This is a genomic window from Inquilinus sp. CAU 1745, assembly GCF_039839375.1.
In the GTDB taxonomy this organism is placed as follows: domain Bacteria; phylum Pseudomonadota; class Alphaproteobacteria; order DSM-16000; family Inquilinaceae; genus JBDOQU01.
Map to the genome: position 1 here is coordinate 20,565 of NZ_JBDOQU010000010.1, position 18,486 is coordinate 39,050.

17 protein-coding genes are annotated in these 18,486 nt (G+C 64.9%); 8 read left to right on the forward strand and 9 right to left on the reverse strand.

Annotated elements, in window-relative coordinates; translation table 11 throughout:
• Positions 1-29 precede the first annotated feature (29 nt).
• The 8 genes from AAFN89_RS12870 to AAFN89_RS12905 all read left to right on the forward strand — a co-directional run bounded on the left by AAFN89_RS12870 (position 30) and on the right by AAFN89_RS12905 (position 9,010).
• On the forward strand, positions 30-1,562 hold the full coding sequence (locus tag AAFN89_RS12870) for an FGGY-family carbohydrate kinase (protein ID WP_347539465.1): 1,533 nt from the start codon (positions 30-32) through the stop codon (positions 1,560-1,562).
• Between the two features lie 61 nt (positions 1,563-1,623).
• Positions 1,624-2,532 (forward strand): NAD(P)-dependent oxidoreductase, encoded by a 909-nt coding sequence (locus AAFN89_RS12875; protein WP_347539466.1) that lies wholly within the window; start codon positions 1,624-1,626, stop codon positions 2,530-2,532.
• A gap of 52 nt (positions 2,533-2,584) precedes the next feature.
• Positions 2,585-3,616: an autoinducer 2 ABC transporter substrate-binding protein gene (locus AAFN89_RS12880; protein WP_347539467.1), complete on the forward strand. Its 1,032-nt coding sequence runs from the start codon at positions 2,585-2,587 to the stop codon at positions 3,614-3,616.
• A gap of 150 nt (positions 3,617-3,766) precedes the next feature.
• Positions 3,767-5,269 (forward strand): sugar ABC transporter ATP-binding protein, encoded by a 1,503-nt coding sequence (locus AAFN89_RS12885; protein ID WP_347539468.1) that lies wholly within the window; start codon positions 3,767-3,769, stop codon positions 5,267-5,269.
• Between the two features lie 10 nt (positions 5,270-5,279).
• Complete coding sequence (locus tag AAFN89_RS12890; RefSeq protein ID WP_347539469.1) at positions 5,280-6,269, forward strand: ABC transporter permease; 990 nt, start codon at positions 5,280-5,282, stop codon at positions 6,267-6,269.
• A 53-nt stretch (positions 6,270-6,322) separates the two neighbouring features.
• The gene (locus tag AAFN89_RS12895) at positions 6,323-7,330 is read left to right on the forward strand and encodes an ABC transporter permease (RefSeq protein WP_347539470.1); all 1,008 of its coding nucleotides are present in this window, start codon (positions 6,323-6,325) and stop codon (positions 7,328-7,330) included.
• Positions 7,331-7,363: 33 nt separating this feature from the next.
• Positions 7,364-8,362 (forward strand): dihydroxyacetone kinase subunit DhaK, encoded by a 999-nt coding sequence (locus AAFN89_RS12900; RefSeq protein WP_347539471.1) that lies wholly within the window; start codon positions 7,364-7,366, stop codon positions 8,360-8,362.
• Between the two features lie 9 nt (positions 8,363-8,371).
• Entirely contained in the window at positions 8,372-9,010 is a 639-nt protein-coding gene (locus AAFN89_RS12905; RefSeq protein WP_347539472.1) for a DAK2 domain-containing protein, read from the forward strand.
• A 7-nt stretch (positions 9,011-9,017) separates the two neighbouring features.
• Here the strand turns inward: AAFN89_RS12905 and AAFN89_RS12910 are convergent, their stop codons facing one another.
• The 9 genes from AAFN89_RS12910 to AAFN89_RS12950 all read right to left on the reverse strand — a co-directional run bounded on the left by AAFN89_RS12910 (position 9,018) and on the right by AAFN89_RS12950 (position 18,461).
• Positions 9,018-10,295 (reverse strand): hypothetical protein, encoded by a 1,278-nt coding sequence (locus AAFN89_RS12910; RefSeq protein WP_347539473.1) that lies wholly within the window; start codon positions 10,293-10,295, stop codon positions 9,018-9,020.
• 5 nt (positions 10,296-10,300) lie between these two features.
• Positions 10,301-11,299, reverse strand: coding sequence for an alcohol dehydrogenase catalytic domain-containing protein (locus tag AAFN89_RS12915; RefSeq protein WP_347539474.1), 999 nt, complete (start codon positions 11,297-11,299; stop codon positions 10,301-10,303).
• Entirely contained in the window at positions 11,296-12,630 is a 1,335-nt protein-coding gene (gene hisD, locus AAFN89_RS12920) for a histidinol dehydrogenase (protein ID WP_347539475.1), read from the reverse strand. The genes AAFN89_RS12915 and hisD overlap by 4 nt, the downstream gene beginning before the upstream one ends.
• A 21-nt stretch (positions 12,631-12,651) precedes the next feature.
• Positions 12,652-13,452 carry an ABC transporter permease gene (locus AAFN89_RS12925; RefSeq protein ID WP_347539476.1) on the reverse strand — a complete coding sequence of 267 codons (801 nt, stop codon included), beginning with the start codon at positions 13,450-13,452 and terminating at the stop codon, positions 12,652-12,654.
• Positions 13,449-14,408: an ABC transporter permease gene (locus tag AAFN89_RS12930; RefSeq protein WP_347539477.1), complete on the reverse strand. Its 960-nt coding sequence runs from the start codon at positions 14,406-14,408 to the stop codon at positions 13,449-13,451. Before AAFN89_RS12930 ends, AAFN89_RS12925 begins: the two co-directional genes overlap by 4 nt.
• 60 nt (positions 14,409-14,468) lie before the next feature.
• A complete protein-coding gene (locus AAFN89_RS12935) occupies positions 14,469-15,563 on the reverse strand; it encodes an extracellular solute-binding protein (protein ID WP_347539478.1) in 1,095 nt (364 codons plus the stop codon).
• A gap of 14 nt (positions 15,564-15,577) precedes the next feature.
• Positions 15,578-16,687, reverse strand: a complete 1,110-nt coding sequence (locus tag AAFN89_RS12940) for an ABC transporter ATP-binding protein (RefSeq protein WP_347539479.1) — start codon at positions 16,685-16,687, stop codon at positions 15,578-15,580.
• Positions 16,688-16,882: 195 nt separating this feature from the next.
• Complete coding sequence (locus AAFN89_RS12945; protein WP_347539480.1) at positions 16,883-17,671, reverse strand: UTRA domain-containing protein; 789 nt, start codon at positions 17,669-17,671, stop codon at positions 16,883-16,885.
• 31 nt (positions 17,672-17,702) lie between these two features.
• On the reverse strand, positions 17,703-18,461 hold the full coding sequence (locus tag AAFN89_RS12950) for an SDR family oxidoreductase (protein WP_347539481.1): 759 nt from the start codon (positions 18,459-18,461) through the stop codon (positions 17,703-17,705).
• Positions 18,462-18,486 lie beyond the last annotated feature (25 nt).

Below are 18,486 nucleotides of genomic sequence, written 5' to 3' on the forward strand. Positions count from 1 at the left end.
GGTCCACGGCGCGGTAGAGGGAGGACGGGATGGCCTATTTCATCGCCGTCGACGGCGGCACCGAAAGCTTGCGGGCCCGTGTCTACGATCTCTCGGGACGATGCCTGGCCAGTGAGGCGGACCCTTATGACACCACCTTTGCGAGCGGGGCGAGGGCGGAACAGGATCCAGAGGATTGGTGGCGCGCGCTTGGCGGCTCTGTCCGGCGCGCGGTCGCCGGATCCGGCGTCGCTCCCGACGAAATTGAGGCGATCGCCCTCGCCACGACCTCCTGCACCGTCGTCGCGCTCGACCGCGATGCGCGGGCGCTGCGCCCGTCGATCATATGGATGGACGTTCGCGCCGGGGAGGAGGCGGCGGACGTGCTTGCGACCGGCGATCCGGCGCTGATCGTCAACGGCGCTGGACAAGGCCCGGTTTCGGCCGAGTGGATGATCCCCAAGGCCCTGTGGCTGGCGCGGCATGAGCCTGATGTCTTCGACGCCGCGCACACGATCTGCGAGTATCAGGATTTCATGACGATCCGGCTGACCGGGCGACGGGTCGCAAGCCTGAACAACGTCTCGATCCGCTGGCACTACAACACCGATCTGGGCGGCTGGCCGACCGGCCTTCTCGCCCGCCTGGACCTCGATGCGCTCCAGGACAAGTGGCCGGGGGAGGTGGCGGCTCCCGGCGAGGTGGTCGGCGAACTCACCGCCATGGCGGCGGAACATCTCGGCCTCTCGAGAACCGTGAAGCTCGTTCAGGGCGGCGCCGACGCCCTGATCGGCATGATCGGTCTTGGCGTGGCGCAACCCGGCCAGCTTGCGCTTGTCACCGGCTCCTCACACCTCCAGTTCGGCGTGTCGGAGAAGCCGGTCAACTTCCCCGGGCTCTGGGGCGCCTACCCGAACGCCGTCTATCCCGACCGCTACATCATCGAGGGCGGTCAGACGTCGACCGGCTCCATTCTCCAGTGGCTCGGCCGGATGATGAACGGCACGATCGATCTCGCGGCGCTCAATGCGGCGGCGGCCGAGATCGAGCCTGGAGCCGATGGCCTGATCGTGCAGGATCACTTCCAGGGCAACCGGACGCCCTATACCGATCCGCGCTCGCGCGGGGCGCTGGTCGGACTCACCCTCGCGCACGGGCCGGCGCATGTTTTCCGGGCGATCATCGAGGGGATCGGATTCGGCACCCGGGCGATCCTCGACCAGATGGCCGCGGCCGGATTCAGGGGGCGGGCCGTGACGGTCGGCGGCGGTGCGACGGCGTCCGACCTGTGGCTGCAGATCCATGCCGACACGTCCGGCCTTCCGGTTTCGGTGCCCGTCTCGATCGACTCTCCGTCGGTTGGCGCGGCGGTTCTCGCCGCCCACGGGGCGGGCCGCTTCAACACGATCGACGAGGGGATCGCGGCGATGGTGAAGCCCGGCCGCACGATCGATCCCCGGCCGCGGGAGACGGCGCTTTATGACGAGATCTACCAGCAATACCGGGCGCTCTATCCGGCGCTGAAGGGAGTCCGTGACCGGAAGGCGGAAACTGGCGTGGCCAGCCTGCGGGCGGGAATATGACAAACCGAAACCCGCCAGCTAGTGTCATGGGACACGGCGGAACACGGAAAGCGAGGATCGCGTGACGAGTATCGCATTTCTTGGACTGGGCATCATGGGGAGCGGCATGGTCCGCAATCTCCTGAAGGCGGGGCATGGGGTCACGGTCTGGAACCGGACCAGCCGGCCCCTGCCGGCGGATCTTGCCGGGGCGAGCCGGGCGACGTCGATCGCGGAGGCTCTCGCGGGGAAGACGCGCGTCTTCGTCTGCCTGACCGGACCGGACGCTCAGGCCGAGGTGCTGGAAGGGCCGGACGGCGCGCTCGCCGCCGCCTCTGCCGATGCGATCGTCGTCGACGCCACCACGACCGACCCGGAGGTTACCCGCCGTCTCGCTCAAACGGCCGCCGACAACGGGTTGCGCTACCTGGATTGTCCTGTTTTCGGCAGCAGGAACGAGGCGTGGGAAGGCCGGCTGGACTTCGTTTGCGGCGGCGAACGCGAGGCATTCGACGCTGTCAGGCCGCTTCTGGACGCGATGGCCGCCAGCGTGCATTACATGGGCGGATCGACGGCAGGGACCGCGATGAAGCTCGTCGGCAACCTGCTCGTGGCGGCGCAGATGATGTCGCTCGGCGAGGGGCTGTCGCTCGCCCGGAAGGCCGGACTCGACGCGGAGCGCGTGATGGGCGTTCTGGACGTCACGGATTTCAGTTCCGGTCTCATCCGCGGCGTCGGCCGGGCGAGCCTCGCCGGCGACTATCAACCGCATTTCTATCTCAAGCATATGCTGAAGGATGCCCGGCTGATCGGCGATTTCGCCCGTGGTCTCGATGTGCCGCTGCCTGTGTCCGGTGTGATCGCGCAGATGTATCAGGCGGCGGTGAACCAGGGGCTCGGCGATCTCAACGCTTCCGGTTTGCACAAGATGCTGTTCGCCATGTCGGGGCTGGACGAAAACGGGAAAGGAGAGAAATCCGGCGAAAAATGAGAAGCGCTTTGCACGAAGTGACCCAACAAAACGAAAGACAGGAGGAGACATCATGAAGATTTTCGCAGGCGTATCCGCCCTTGCCCTCATCGCGGGCGTCGGTCTCATTTCGATTTCGCCGCTGGCGGATGCCCGCGCCCAGGAGGCTGGGCCTGACGTCGCGGCGACGGAGGATGCCACCTACACCATCCCGACCATCGTGAAGATCTCCGGCATCCAGTGGTTCATCCGCATGGAGGAAGGCGTCGAGCGATTTGCCGAGGAGACCGGCCACAACGCCTATCAGGTCGGGCCCGCCAATGCGGACGCGCAGCTTCAGGTGCGCATCGTGGAGGACGAGATCGCCAAGGGCGTCGACGCCATCACGATCGTTCCGTTTTCGCCCGAGGCGGTGGAGCCGGTGCTGGCCAAGGCCATGGAGCAGGGCATCACGGTGGTCAGTCACGAGGCCTCGGCCATCGAGAATGCCGTTTACGACATCGAAGCGTTCCGCAATGCCGCCTATGGCGAGCATCTGATGGAAGCGCTCGCCCAATGCATGGGCGGGCAGGGCCAGTATGCCGTCTTCGTCGGCGGGTTGACCTCCAAGTCCCACAATGAGTGGGTCGACGCCGCCATCGCATACCAGGAGGCGAACTATCCGGATATGGAACTGGTCGGATCCAAGAACGAAACCTTCGACGACCAGCAGCAGGCCTATGCCAAGACCCAGGAACTCCTGCGAGCCTATCCCGATGTCCGCGGCTTCCAGGGCAGCGCCTCCACCGACGTCGCCGGCATCGGCCTGGCGCTCGAGCAACGCGGGATGGAGGACGATACCTGCGTCATGGGAACAAGCCTGCCGTCGATCGCCTCGCAGTATCTGGAAACCGGAGCGGTCGACATGATCTCGTTCTGGGATCCCGCCGAGGCCGCCTATGTCATGAATACCGTGGCGGTCATGCTGCTCAATGGCGAAACCATCGAGGATGGCGCCAATCTCGGCGTTCCCGGCTATGAGAATGTCACTCTGGAAGGCAAGGTCATCTATGGCGAGGCCTGGGTCGACGTGACGGCGGAGAACATGGACCAGTATCCCTTCTGAGGTCCCTCTGCTTCAATCGACGGGGCCGGCTGGTGTTCCGATGCCGACGGATGGTTCCCATCCGTTGGCTGAATCGGACCGCCGACTTATTGGATCTGGTGCGCCGGTCCCGTCATCACTGCCACTCCATGGACCGCGTCGCTACATCACATGGACCAGACAACGGATTCGGACCTGATCTCCCTGCGCGGGATCTCGAAGGCCTTCGCCGGCGTCCAGGCGCTCGACGATGTCAGCCTGACGATCGGCCGCGGTGAGATCGTATGCCTCGCCGGCGAGAACGGCAGCGGCAAGTCGACCCTCATCAAGATTCTGGCCGGCGCACAGGCGGCGGACAAGGGCGAGATCACCCTCAACGACAAGGCCTATCGCCGCGTCAGCCCGATCGAGGCCGTGCATGAGGGGATCCAGGTCATCTTCCAGGATTTCTCGCTGTTTCCGAACCTGACGGTGGCGGAGAACATCGCACTCAACGACGCGCTGTCGCACGGGCGGGCCCTCGTCGACTGGCGTGGCGTCCACAGGACTGCCCGCGAAGCGCTGGACAAGGTGGGTGTGGATATCGACCTGGACGCCCGCGTCGAAAACCTGCCGGTGGCCGATAAGCAGCTCGTCGCGATCGCCCGCGCGCTTGTCGGCGACGCACGGCTGATCGTCATGGACGAGCCGACGACGGCCTTGACCGAACGGGAGGTCCGGACGCTTCTGGGGATCATCCGCCGGCTGCAGCAGGACGGCGTTTCGGTCCTGTTCGTCAGCCACAAGCTGAATGAGGTCTTCGAGGTATGTGAGAAGATCGCTGTGCTGCGCAACGGCCGCAAGGTCGCCGACGGTCCCGTAGGCGATTTCGATCTGGAATCTCTCACTTTCCACATGACGGGGCGCAGGTTCTCGGCGGACGGCGAGAAGCGCGCGATCCCGCAAGACGCTCGCGAACTCATGCGGGTCGAGGCGCTGGGGAAGAAGGATGGCTTCCAGGAGGTGTCGTTCAGCCTGCTCGCCGGTGAAGTGCTCGGCGTTGCGGGGCTCCTCGGCTCCGGCCGGACCGAACTGGCGGAGGCCTTGTTCGGTCTTCGCCCCGCGGACTCCGGGCGGATATTCATCGAAGGCGAACCGGTCGCTCTCCGTGATGTCCGCCATGCGATCAACTGCGGCATCGGCTATGTCCCGGAGGACCGGTTGACCGAGGGACTGTTCCTGCCCCAGGCCATCGAACGCAATATCGTCGTCGGGAGCATAGATCGGCTGGCCGGCCGGTCGGGCTTCCTCGATTTCGGCGCCATGCGCCGCCAGGTCGATGAATGGCTCGACAATCTGAAGATCGCGACACCATCCGCCAGATCCCCGGTCCAGAGCCTGTCCGGCGGAAACCAGCAGCGCGTCATGCTGGCGCGCTGGCTGGCGACCGAACCCCGGATCCTGATCCTGAATGGTCCGACGGTCGGGGTCGACGTGGGGTCGAAGGTCGACATCCACGAGATCATCGATGACCTTGCCCGGAAGGGCATCGGCGTGATCGTGATTTCCGACGACATTCCGGAACTCCTCCGCGCCTGCGACCGCATCCTGATCATGAAGGCGGGCCGGGTCGTGGAGGAGGTCGGGCAGGCGGATACCAGCGAATCCGGCCTGGCCCGGCGACTGGTAAGCTAGGGAGAACGCCGTGCTCGGCAAGCTATTGCAGCGCAATGAATTTCTCGTCGGCCTGGTCGTCGTCGGGTTCTGCCTGGTTACCGGTCTCACCAGCGAGCGCTTCTTCTCCCTGGTGACGCTCTTCGATCTCCTCCGGAACGCGACCGTCATCGGGATTTTCGCCATCGGCGTCATGCTCGTCCTGATCTCCGGCGGGATCGACGTCTCGTTCACGGCGCTTGCCGCGTTCAGCATGTACGCCACCACAAGCATCCTCGTCGCCTGGGGGGTGGACGGGCACTTCGTGCTGGCGTTGCTTATCGCGGCGGCGTTTGGTCTGGCGCTGGGCATGGTCAACGCCTTCTTCATCGGCCTGTTCGGCTTGCCGACGCTGATCGTCACGCTCGGCACGCTGAGCGCTTTCCGCGGCTTCCTCCTGACCTTTGTCGGCAATGAATTGATCACCAGCGTCCCCGGGGGAATGCGCGACTTCTCGCGGGCCAACCTGTTTACCGGGACGACGGCGGACGGCTATTTCTTCTCGCTCCCGCTCGCGTTCCTCGCGCTTGTGATCGTCGTCCTGGTCACCTGGTTCATCCTCAACCGGACGATGCTGGGACGAAGCATCTACGCCATCGGCGGCTCGCCGGAAGCGGCGGCGCGCATCGGCGTCAACGTCCGCGCCACGCAGTTCTTCATCTACGGCTATGTGGGCGTGTTGTCCGGCATTGCGGGCATCATCCACGCGTCGATGGCGCGGGTCGCCAACCCTTTCGATCTCGTCGGGCTGGAGTTGTCGGTCATCGCCGCGGTGGTGCTGGGCGGCGCCCGGCTTACCGGCGGCTACGGCACCATCACGGGGACACTGCTCGGCGTCGCGCTGATCGTGCTGGTCAACAACAGCCTTATCCTGCTGGGCGTCCCGTCGACCTGGCAGTCGGTGGTGATCGGCTTGCTCATCCTGCTTGGGACGGGCGTGCCGGCCTATCAGGCGCGGCGAACCGCACGGCATACGGTTTGACGGGACGGAAGAAGATCATGACTGAAAACCCGAAACCCCGGAATGAGGTCGCCATGGCTCCGACAGCCAAGGCGGCGCCACGACAAAAGAGCGGCGACGTCTCGTCCCTGTTCCGGTTGCTGGTCATCACCATCCTGATCTTCGTGGTGATGAGCCTGCTTCGACCGGACCTGTTCTTCACTCTGCGCAACTTCAGCTCGATGGCGTTCCAGTTCCCGGAGATCGCGCTACTCGCCCTGGCGATCATGGTGGCGATGCTGACGGGAGGGATCGACCTGTCGATCATCGGCACGGCGAATCTCTCCGCCATCCTCGCCGCGCTCGTTCTCTCGAACTACGGCGTTGACGTATCGGGAGGCTGGGAGACGGCCGCCCTCATCCTGGTCGCGATCCTGCTCTCGCTGGGAACGGGACTCGCCTGCGGGCTCGTCAACGGCTTCTGCATCGCCGGCATCGGCATTCCGCCGATCCTGGCGACGCTCGGTACGGGGCTGATCTTCACCGGCATCGGCATCGTTCTGACCGGCGGCAGCGCGGTCGTCGGCTTTCCGAGGGCGTTCAGCATCATCGGGAACGGCACGATCCTTCAGGTTCCCGTGCCCCTCATCATATTCGCGGTCCTGGCGATCATTCTGACGGTGATGCTCAACCGGACGGCGTTCGGGATCAAGATCTACATGATGGGAACGAACCCGCTCGCCTCGCGCTTCGCCGGGATCGACAACGCCGCGGTGACGCTGAAGACCTATCTGATCAGCGCATTCCTCGCGGCGAACGCCGGCCTGGTGATGATGTCGCGGGCGAACTCGGCCAAGGCCGATTATGGCAGTTCGTACCTGCTTCTGTCGGTCCTGATCGCGGTGCTTGGCGGCATCAACCCCTATGGCGGCTTCGGTCGGGTCGCCGGGCTGGTCCTCGCCGTCCTGTCGCTGCAGTTCCTGTCGAGCGGCCTCAGCATGCTTCAGGTGTCGAACTTCGCGAAGGAATTCATCTGGGGCGCGCTCCTGCTTCTCGTGCTCGTCGTCAACACCCTTCAGCTCAGCAGGCCTTCGAAGGCCTGACCAGCAACTCCTCGAACCCGTTGTGAGGCATCGATGAAAAAGCTCCTGAACAAACCGGAAGACTTCGTCCCCGAAATGCTCGATGGCCTATTGAAGGCGCATCCCGATCAACTGGCTTATGCCGAGGATGTCCATGCCATCGTCCGGGCCGATGCGCCGGTGAAGGGCAAGGTCGGATTGGCGACGGGCGGTGGTTCCGGCCATCTTCCCGTCTTCCTCGGTTATGTCGGCAAGGGGCTGCTCGACGGCTGCGCCGTCGGCGACGTGTTTTCCTCGCCCTCATCGGAACAGATGCTTGCCGTGACCAGGCGCATCGATGGCGGCAAGGGCGTCGTCTACATCTACGGCAATTATGGCGGCGACGTCATGAACTTCGACATGGCGTCGGAGATGGCGGACATGGAGGGCATTCCCGTCCGAACCGTCCTGGTGAAGGACGACGTCGCGTCCGCGCCTGCCGGGGAGGCGGACCGCCGGCGCGGGGTCGCGGGCATGGTGTTCGCCTTCAAGGTCGCCGGCGCCAGGGCCGATCGCGGCGGTTCCCTCGACGAGGTGGCGGAGGTCGCGGAACGGGCGCTGGCCAACATCCGGACCATGGGCGTCGCGCTGTCGCCATGCACCGTCCCGGCGGTCGGCAAGCCGACCTTCACGATCGGCGAGAACGAGATGGAGATCGGCATGGGAATCCATGGCGAGCCCGGGATGAAGCGCGAGACCTTGCAGACGGCCGACCAGGTGGCCGAGCGCATGGCGACCGCGATCCTCGACGACCTGAAACCCGCCGCCGGCGACCGGCTCGCCGTCATGGTCAACGGCCTCGGCGCGACGCCGCCGGAGGAGTTGTACATCCTCTATCGAAAGGCGCATGAGGTCGTAACGGGACGCGGCCTCAAGGTGCATCGCGCCTATGTCGGCGAGTTCGCGACCTCCATGGAGATGGCGGGCGCCTCCTTCACCTTCTTCCGCCTCGACGATGAAATGGCCGGCCTTCTCGACGCGCCGGCCCATTCACCTTTCTTCATCCAGAACTGAGGAAGCGACATGGTGGCCGTGCGGGCATCGGATATCAGGGCCGCGATGGCGCGCGTCGCGGCGCGTCTGAACGAGCGGAAGGATCACCTGACGGAACTCGACCAGGCTGTCGGCGATGGCGATCTCGGCATCACTGCCGGCAAGATGGCGAAGGCGCTGGAGGATTTTGCCGCGGGCGAAGCGCCCGATGACAATCTCGGAAAGCTGATCTTCCAGGCCGGCATGGCGGTCAATCGGGCCGCGTCGTCCACAATGGGCACTCTCGTCGCGACCGCGCTGATGCGCGCCGGCAAGGCCGTGGATGGAAAGGCCGAGCTTACCCTTGACGATGTCGCTGCGATGGCGCGCGCCGCCGATCTCGGCGTCCAGGAACGCGGCAAGGCGAAGCCGGGCGACAAAACCGTCATCGACGCACTGCATCCCGCCGCCGACGCCCTGGAAACAGCCGTGCGTGATGGCGATAGCCTCCGGGAAGCCGGCGACAGGGCCCTGGCCGCCGCTCGTGAAGGACTGCAGGCCACCATTCCGCTCCGCAACAAGGTCGGTCGCGCGGGCTGGGTCGGGGAGCGCACGGTCGGCAAGATCGATCCCGGCTGCGCCGCCTTCGTCGTGATTCTGGAAGGAATCACAGGGGATCGACCCGGGTAGCGGGTTCTCAGCCCAACAGGTCGAAGAAGTCCGAGAACGGATCGCTGCCGCCGGTCGGGGCCGAGGCCGCCATGATGGCTATGGCCAGACCGTTGGTGGAGCTTGTCGGGTTGTGCGCGCCGTCACCGCCCGCTGTCAGATCCATCACCAGCGTCGGGCAGGCGAACAGCGCCGATCGCATGATCGCCTGCCAGTCGGGCCGTAGCTGTCCCTCGGCGCGGAGTGCGCCCAGCAGAGGCCGCCAGAACAGTTCGGCCTTGCTCTCCAGGAAGCGGCGTCTCAACGGCGAAAGGTCCCAGTCGGTATCGACAACGAGTTCGCCCGGACGAACCGAAACCGATGCGGCGTAGCGCCGGGCGAAATCATCCGGGTCATAGAGCCAGAATGGATGGGCGAAGATGTTGTGGAAGGTCGCCTTGACCTCGGCCAGGAGCGCGGGGACGTGGCGTCCCGCGAATGCAGGATCGAACAGGGTCAGCCGCGGCAGCGGCGCACTTGTGTCGAACCAGACATTGGCGTTGTGGGCGTCGCCATGCGCGACGACCGCCGGGCCGGGGCCATGGATTCGCGGGTGGAGCAGCGTCCGGGCCATGGCGAACGCCCTGGCCAGAGTTACCGGATAGCGCCGCCCGTTGATCCGCCATTCGAGATCGGCAATATCGCTCCATCCGCCCGAGAAGCCGTTGAACGCGAACGTTCCGTTCACATAGAACCGGGCAGCCCGGCCGCCCAGGACTTCGTCGTCCGGATGATCGACGAGCCTGCGGTGGAAGAGCTGAAAGATCGGCTCGGCGGCGATGTCGTCGTATGACGCCTCGTGCAGCGTTTCGATCGCGATCCGCGCGTTGTCGGCGTCCGCCGACCTCTGCGCGGCCACGGCGTCTTCGAAGACTGCCGGATCCGGTTCATGGTCCAGTTCCCGGCAAATTTCGGAAAACCGTCTCTCCGACCGGCGTCGATAGAGCAGGATCTGTCGGCCGGGTTCGCCCGATGCGAACAACGGACGATCCACCGCATAACCGGCTTCGTCCAGGATCTGCGCGTTGTAGTACTCCCGGATGCCGTCCTCGTCCTCCTCCTGGTGAAACTTGAAGAATACGTCGCCCGTGGTCTCCAGGCGGGCGAAGCCGTTGACGGAGTTCAGGCTGTACCGGTCCTGATTGACCGATACCGTGACGACCTTCTCCTTCGTCACGGCCTCTATCAGCGCGCGCAGGCCCTGCTCCGCCTTATGGGTCTCGCCCGCCCGTGCGTGCGCTCTTATGTCCGCTGTCGTCTGCATCACGGGCGTCAGGCCTCCGGGTCGATGAGCGCCTTGATCGTCCCCGATCCGGCGATGAGGTCATTGAAGGCCGCGGGCACGTCATTGAGCGTGATCGGCCGGGATGCCAGAGCCGCGAGTTCCGGCGCGAGAGCCGGCAGCATGTCCACCGCCTCGCCGAGCTCATTATCAAAGGCGGCGCATCCGACGACGTCCAGGCCGCCCTCGACGATCAGGTTGGGGTCGACCGTGACCGCGCCGTGATAGAGGCCCACGACGGCCAGGCGACCGCCGCGCTCCAGCGCGCCGAGCAGCCGGTTCAGGATCGGAGCGGCGCCCGTGGTGTCGATGGCCGCGGCTGGTTTGCCATACTCGTCCGGCGCATCAAGCGTCCAGGGCGTTGCGCCGGTGATTTCCAGCACCCGGTCCAGCCGCGCCCGGTTGCGCTCCGCCAGCAAGACCGGGTGGCCGGCATGGCGCAGGGCAAGCGTCGCCAGCGCGCCGATCGGCCCGGCGCCGACGATTCCGACCGCGACGTCCCTGGGGGCGTTGAGCCTGTTGACGGCATGCAGCGCAACCGCCAGAGGCTCCGCCATGGCCGCTACGACGGCCGGCAGGGACTGGTCCGGCAGGCGCAGGACCTGCTGTTCGGGGAGGACGGTGAACGGCGCGAAACCGCCGTCATTGACCTCACCCACGAAGCCCATCGACGGGCAGAGATAGGATCGCCCCGACGAACATGCCGCGCATCGTCCGCAGGGAACGCGGGAATCCGCGACAACCCGGTCGCCGACGGTCAGGCCGGTTACGCCGGAACCCGTCTCCACGACCGTCGCGACAAACTCGTGACCCGGCGTCGACGGCACGCGGCTCATCCAGGCGCCGGTGCGGAAATTATGAAGGTCCGACCCGCAGATGCCGGCCATCTCGACCTTGAGCTTGACCTCCCGGGCTGCTGGAGGTCCCGGCTCGGCGACATCCTCCACGCGGAGATCGCCGATGGCATGGAGCCTGACCGCCTTCATCATGAACCGCCGGAGCCGAATGCCTCGTCCCGCATCGGTGAAAGCGCGTTGCCGTGGGCGTCGAAGCCCTCGTACCGCGCGAACTTGCGGGCGTAGGGGGCGACCCTGTCATAGCCGGCCTTGGTCACGTAGCCGACCGAGATCCGCTTGGTGTAGTCGAAGACGCTGAGCGGGGATCGTGTCCGGGCGGCCCCGTTTGTCGGCAGCACGGCGTTCGGGCCGAGCACGAAATTGCCGATCGCGACCGGCGTGTGTTCGCCCATCAGGATCTCTCCGGCGTTGCGGATCGAGCCTAGATACTGGTGAGGATCCTTGGCCTGGATCTCCAGATGTTCGGGTGCGTAATCGTTCACGAAGGCGATGGCTTCGTCCATCGAGTCCGCAAGCACGATGCCCCCGCGCGGGCCGCACAGGACGTCGGCGGAGAACTGGACCCGTTGCTCGCTCATCTCCTTCCAGAAATCGGGAATGGCGGCCCTGGCGGCTTCGGCGACCTCACGCGCGCTGGTCACCAGATAGGCCGAGCTGTCCGACCCGTGCTCGGCCTCGATCAGGAGATCGAGCGCCGAGACGCGACCGTTGGCGGTCTCGTCGGCCAGGATGATGGATTCGCTCGGCCCGGCAGGGATGCCGGGGTCGATCCGGTCAGCCAGCACCTGTTTCGCGGCGACCACCCACGGGCTGCCCGGCCCGACGATCTTCAGGCAGCGCGGCACCGTCTCTGTCCCGTAGGCGACCGCGGCGACGCCCTGGGCGCCGCCGCACTTGTAGACGCGCTCGACGCCCGCCAGTCGGGCGGCGACCAGGGTGGCGGCATCGATCTTTCCGTCCGGTCCCGGCGGCGTGATGATGATGGGCTTCGGGACGCCCGCGACCACGGCGGGAATGGCGGTCATCATGACGACGCTGGGAAACGAACCCTTGCCGCGCGGGACATAGCAGGCGACGGAGTCGATCGGGACGACGCGATCGCCGGCGTAGACGCCGGGATGCATTTCCTTCAGCCACATCTCCTCGGGCATCTGCGCCTCGTGGAACCGGCGCACATTGTCCGAGGAAAACTTCAGGACCTCGATCATCTCGTCGTCGAGAGCGTCGAAGGCGTCGTCGAAATCCCGGGTCGTCGCCGCGATCGCGTCGGGTTCGACGGGGCTCTTGTCAAACTCCCTGGCGAAGCGGGCAAGCGCGGCGTCGCCACCGTCGCGCACCGCCTCGATGATCGGGCGCACCTTCGCGATGAAGGGGCCGAGATCGGCCTCCGACCGCTTCAGCAGTCCGGCGCGGGCCTCGACGCTCAACGGCGACAGGATATGTAGGTTGATCTGTCTGGACACGGGGGGTCGTCCTCTTGCGGGTTACTTCGAGCGAAGGAAGATTTCGAGGCCGACCAGCCTGTCGAGAAGCCAGACGGCGACGAGCGCGATCACGATGTAGAGCACCGACACGGCGGCAAGGTCGGGCGTGATCACGCTGCGTATGGAATTATAGATCTGAACCGGCAAGGTCACCGTCCTGGCGTTCACCAGGAAGAGACTGACGAGGAACTCGTTGAAGGCGAGGATGAACATCAGCAGCGCGCCGGTGATGACGCCCGGCATCACGGCCGGCAGGGTGACGGTGAAGAACACTCTGATCGGCGGCGCCCCGCAATTCGCGGCGGCGTTCTCCAGCTCATCGTCGAGGGCGTTCACCGACGCGCTGACCGCCCAGATCATGAAGGGCAGGTTGATGACGCAAATGGCCACGCCGACGGGCCAGAGCTGCCCGAGGATGCGGATCTGGCCGAAGAAGATCATCATTCCCAACCCCGACACGACCAGCGGGATCGTGAAGGGAAGCAGGAGATAGACCTGGATGGCCCGGCGAAAGCGGATCCGGTACCGGACGATGGCGATGCCCGCCAGCGTGCCCACAGGGGTCGCGATGAGGGTGCAGATCGCGGAGACGTAGAATGTCCGGAAGAGGGCGTCCCGGAAGCTGTCCAACCGCCACAACTCGCCATACCAGCGCAGTGAGAAGCCGTCGGGAGGGAATCGGATGATCTCGCCCGAGGTGAACGAAGCGCCGATAATGATCAGGGTGGGCAGGCTCAACGTGACCAGGCTGAACGTCACGAGTCCCCAGAGGACGGCGGCCTTGCTGCGCGGCCCGCTCATTTCTTCCTCCCCTCGGTCCCGAGGGTGCCGGTGCCCGCGATCATGAATATGAGAGCAACCAGGCCGCTGCCTACGATCACCAGGACGATCGAAAGCGCCGCGCCCAGCCCGATGTTCGAGATCTGGAAATAGCTGTCATAGATCAGGTTGGCGATGAAATCGGAGGTGCCGCCGCCCAGGATCTCGGGCATGGCGAAGTCGGTGAGCGTCAACGTAAAGACGACGATGGCGGCGCCGATCAGGCCCGGGGTGGCCATCGGAATGACGATATGGCGAAACGTTCGGGTCCAGTTCGCGCCGAGGCTCTCCGAAGCCTGCTCCACGTCTTCGCCGATGGCCGCGATGGCTGGCGTGATCAGAAGCACGGCGAAGGGCAGCATGTACTGGACAAGCCCGAAGATCACGGCGGGGTAGTTGTAGATCAGGTCCAGCGGCGGCAAGCCGAGGCTGGTGACGATCCCGTTCAGCAGCCCTTCCTTGCCGAGAATGATCAACCAGCCATAGGCCCGAACCACCTGCCCGATGAAGAACGGCAGGAACAGCGCGATCAGCAGGAACTTCCTGATCGCTGCCGAAGGCGTGCGGACCATGAGATAGGCGTAGGGGAAAGCCAGAAACACCGTAATCGCGGTGACGATGGCGGCGGCGAGAAGACTGCGCCACAGAACCAGCAGATAGACCGGCCGCTCAAGGATCATGAGATAGTTGGCGAGGCTGTATTCCTCTTTCAGACGATAGGTCGAGATGTCCAGCTCATGCAGGCTGTAATCGACCATGTAGCCGAGGCCGACCACCAGGATGAAGACGAGCGCCAGCGCGGGCAGCAGGAACAGATAGCCGTTCATGCCGTGCGCGCCGCGCGGCCAGACCATGGACACCGCGCTGTCCACGGCGTTCATGAAACGCCATGACATCGGTTTACGGTGGGCTTTATGGCCGGCGCCGGCGTCAGCCATTCGGGCATCCCGGAAAAGAGGACCCGGAGCACGCGGTTCCGCGCCCTGTATAAAGAGGCATCAGCTCTGCATGATCGAACTGAACGTCGAGAACCAGACGGGCTGGTTTTCGACGAGAACCGGCGAAGGAATACGAACGAGCTTTTCGAAATCCGATGGCTCGGTCGGATAGGACGGATCACCGACGAGATCCGGCGGCGGCTCGATGCCGGGGTAAACCGGCGGCAGGCCGAGCCCGGAGCACCATTCGGCCTGCGCCTCACGCGACAGCGCGAAATTGACGAGCTCCTTGGCCCAGTGCTCCTCGTTGGACGGCAGGCCCTTGGGGATCCAGAGGCCGTCAGTGTCGACCTTGCAGCCCTCTTCGGGAACCGTCCAGTCGACGGCGATGCCGTTCTGCTTGGCGGCCCGGGCGTTGACCGAGATGGTGCAGGCGATGTCGATCTCGCCGTTCTGGAACCAGTTCGTGAAGTCGGCGTCCTCGCCCAGCAGCGGTTCGTTTTCCTTCAGTTGGCGATAGAACTCGTAGCCCGGCTCCATATTGTCCGGGATGTCCTCGACCGTTCCGCCGCCGGCGATGACAGCGATCGGGTTGAAGCCGATTCCGTCATCGTAGAGCGCGATCCGGCCCTTGAACTTCGGATCGAGCATCACGCGCCATGACTGTGGCGGGCCCTCCGGAAACGCCTCGGGACGATAGGCGCACACATAGACGTAGGCGTAGGTGTTGACGAGCGGATAGCCGTCGAGACCGACCGGTTTGGCGAGCGGCAGCAGGCCCTCGAGGTTCGGAAGGTCGCTCAGGTCGACGGTCACGCCGCGAAGGGCCGAGATGGTGGCGTTCGTCGTCGTGTCCCAGTTCACATGGATGGGCGGGATGCGCCCCTGATCGACGGCGGCCCAGATCTTCGGCTTGATCTCATTGTCCTCGGTGAAATCGAGGCGCACCGGAATGCCCGTCATCTCCGAGAACGGGTCGGTGACGCCAGCTTTCAGGGCGTCGCCCCATGCGCCGCCCCAGGCGCGGACGATGAGTTCGCTTGGTTTGTCCTGGGCCAGCACGAACCGGGGAGCCATGGCGGCCCCGGTGGCCAGCGCGGCCCCCTGCAGGAAGCGGCGGCGGCCGACACCGGCCGGGTTGGATTTCATGGACATTGAAGCCTCCTTTGCTACCGGTTTGTTTCTTGATCGCCCGGAAACGCGAAGAGATCCCTCGCATTCCAGCCCAGCCTGACCCGGCTTGCCCGCTGGTGCTCGGTGTGGTGGACCGGGTCATGATCGAAGACGAAGAGCGTGGCGTTTCCAAGCTCTGGAACCCGGACCTCGTAGACCAGACGATCGCCTTCGAATATACGCTGCTCGACACTGCCGGTGACGACGTTTTCGTAACCCCCGGAATCGTCGTCCACGAAGCGGATCTGCTCGGCCCGGATGGCGCAGTCCACGAGCGAGCCGCAGTCGACGCCGCTTCCGGGCCGTGCATGGAGGATCAGGTCGCCGACGCGGACGACGGTCTCACCGGCCTGTCCGTTCTCGACGATGCCGGCGAACGTCGACGTCAAGCCGATGAAATTCGCGACGAAGCGGTTCGACGGGGCCCTGTAGACGTCCTCGGGGCTATCGGACTGCTGAACCTTGCCCTCGTTCATGACGACGATCTTGTCCGACATGACCAACGCCTCGCGCTGATCATGAGTGACGTTGATGGTGGTGACGCCGAGCTCCTGCTGGATGCGCCGGAATTCCAGCTGCATCTCCTCGCGCAGCTTCTTGTCCAGCGCGGACAGAGGCTCATCCAGCAAGAGCAGGTCCGGGCTGAAGGACAACGCCCGCGCTATCGCCACGCGCTGCTGCTGCCCGCCCGACAGTTCGTGCGGGCGGCGGCCCCCATAGCCCTCCAGACGAACAAGCTTCAGGTATCGCGACACGCGCTCGGGTATCGTCGCCGGATCGAAGCCTCGCATCTTGAGCGGATAGGCGACGTTCTGCGCCGCCGTCATATGGGGAAACAGCGCCAGCCGCTGGAAGACCATGCCGATCGAGCGCCGGTGAGGCGGCACGGTCTCGACCCGCCCGCCATTGATCAGTATCTCACCGGTGCTTGGCCTGGAAAAGCCCGCGATCATCCGCAGCAGGGTCGTCTTGCCGCACCCGCTCGGCCCCACGATGGTCAGGAACTCACCTTTGGACAGGGACAGATTTACATGATCGACGGCGGCGAAATCCTCAAAGAATTTCGAGACGTCGCGGATCTCCACCATTCGGGCCTGTTCAGTCACGCTCCTCGCCCTTTGGGTCGTTCGCTGCAAGACAGCAGACCGTTGCAGTGGATAACCGACTCGTCAAGCTCTGTATATACAAGACCCGCGTGGCCCGTCGGGACGCCCCGCTTGCACTGTCGGAGGGCCCGCGCAACGCTCGGTGGACGCGGGAGCGGATCGAACTTCCCCGACGATCTCCCATCATCGGCATCTTCACCTCCTGCCGATCGAACCGCAACCAGCCGGGCCCGCGACGATAGGGGCATCGCGTTCCCCGCGCCGATGCGGGAAATCCGCTGGCTTGATGCGTACCGAAACGCGGTATCGGTCTCCCGGATGGGAGAAGAACCCCAGGGTCACGACGGTTTCGCCGACCCAGGTGCGCCGCCGGACGCGTATGGCAGGCGCATCCGGTTCGATGCCGAGGGTCGTGATCTCCAGGCTGTCCGGTCGCGCCGCCTCCACGATATGCTCGAGTTCCGAGACCGGCGCGATCGACTGAAGATAGTCGAACGCCGAGACCTCCTCGAAATCGATCTCCAGGAATCCGGGAGCGAAGTCCTTTCGGATGAACCGGCGCTCCAGTTGCAGCGGGGCGCCGTTCTCGAAATGCAGGATCACTGCGTACAGGATCTCCGTGCCCTCGGGAACGCACAAGGCATCGGCAGTCTCCCCCGAAACCGCCCGTGCGCCGGCCTCGAGCAGACGGCAACTATGTTCGGTCCCGCGCTCGGCGATCGTGTGCCGGATATCCCGGATTTCCATCAGCGAGGCGTGGTGGTTGGGTTCGTTGACGAACGAGCCCACGCCCTTGACCCGACGAATGACGCCGTCCCGGCTCAATTCCCTGAGTGCGCGATTCACCGTCATACGGGAAATGGACAGGCGCTTCACCAGGTCGTTTTCGCTGGGAAGCCGCTGTCCCGGAACATATCGACCGGCGGAAATTGCTTCGGTGAGATGCTGCTTCACGCGTTCGTAGAGCGGCGCTGGTTTCATCATATGCTGTCCAGTCCTCACTCTGTCCCGCCTCTCATACCGAGGCCATATAGCCGCCATCGACGAAAACGAGTTGCCCTGTCACATAGGCCGAGGCGCTTGAGGCGAGGTAGACGCAGGTCCCAACAAGATCCTCCAACTCGCCGAACCGGCCCATCGGGATTTTGCCGAGCATACGCTCCTGCCAGGCTGGATCCTGGTAGAACGCCTCGGTCAGTTCAGTCCGGAAATATCCCGGACCGATGCCGTTCACGCGGATGCCCCTGGGCGACCACTCGCTGCTCAGCGCTCTCGTCATGCCCAGCATTCCCGATTTCGATGCCGTGTAGGGTGTCGCGGTCGGGACGCCGATGGCGGAGGTCAGCGAGCAGGTATTGATGATCGACCCCTGGGAGCCCCGCTCCAGCAGTCGGGATGCGAAATGGGAGGCGACGAAAAAGGCGCCCTTCAGGTTTGTGTCCAGAATCCGGTCCCAGAGGCTCTCGTCGACATCGACCGACGGGCGGACCTCTTCCATGCCTGCGTTGTTCAGCAGGATATCGGTCCGCAGGCCGGCGGCGTCGATCTCACCGAAGAGCGCTTCTATCGAGGCCACGTCGGAGATATCGGCGGCAAAAACATGACAGTTCCGTCCGGCCGCCGCGACCGCATCCGCCGTGCCCTTCATTCCATCAACGGATCGAGACACGGCGACGACGTCGGCGCCTGCTTCAGCGAACCCGATCGCGACCGCCCTGCCGATACCGCGACTGGCGCCAGTGACGAGCGCCGTTCCGCCTGCAAGATCGAACATGGCCATAGCCGCTTTTTCCTCTCGA

Bases quoted from the DNA above. Each gene is read 5' to 3' on its own strand.
- AAFN89_RS12895 (WP_347539470.1), top strand. From the start codon at position 6,323: ATGGCTCCGACAGCCAAGGCGGCGCCACGACAAAAGAGCGGCGACGTC.
- AAFN89_RS12880 (WP_347539467.1), top strand. From the start codon at position 2,585: ATGAAGATTTTCGCAGGCGTATCCGCCCTTGCCCTCATCGCGGGCGTC.
- AAFN89_RS12870 (WP_347539465.1), top strand. From the start codon at position 30: ATGGCCTATTTCATCGCCGTCGACGGCGGCACCGAAAGCTTGCGGGCC.
- AAFN89_RS12950 (WP_347539481.1), bottom strand. From the start codon at position 18,461: ATGTTCGATCTTGCAGGCGGAACGGCGCTCGTCACTGGCGCCAGTCGC.
- AAFN89_RS12915 (WP_347539474.1), bottom strand. From the start codon at position 11,299: ATGATGAAGGCGGTCAGGCTCCATGCCATCGGCGATCTCCGCGTGGAG.
- AAFN89_RS12935 (WP_347539478.1), bottom strand. From the start codon at position 15,563: ATGTCCATGAAATCCAACCCGGCCGGTGTCGGCCGCCGCCGCTTCCTG.
- AAFN89_RS12900 (WP_347539471.1), top strand. From the start codon at position 7,364: ATGAAAAAGCTCCTGAACAAACCGGAAGACTTCGTCCCCGAAATGCTC.
- AAFN89_RS12930 (WP_347539477.1), bottom strand. From the start codon at position 14,408: ATGGCTGACGCCGGCGCCGGCCATAAAGCCCACCGTAAACCGATGTCA.
- AAFN89_RS12905 (WP_347539472.1), top strand. From the start codon at position 8,372: ATGGTGGCCGTGCGGGCATCGGATATCAGGGCCGCGATGGCGCGCGTC.
- AAFN89_RS12925 (WP_347539476.1), bottom strand. From the start codon at position 13,452: ATGAGCGGGCCGCGCAGCAAGGCCGCCGTCCTCTGGGGACTCGTGACG.
- AAFN89_RS12885 (WP_347539468.1), top strand. From the start codon at position 3,767: ATGGACCAGACAACGGATTCGGACCTGATCTCCCTGCGCGGGATCTCG.
- AAFN89_RS12945 (WP_347539480.1), bottom strand. From the start codon at position 17,671: ATGATGAAACCAGCGCCGCTCTACGAACGCGTGAAGCAGCATCTCACC.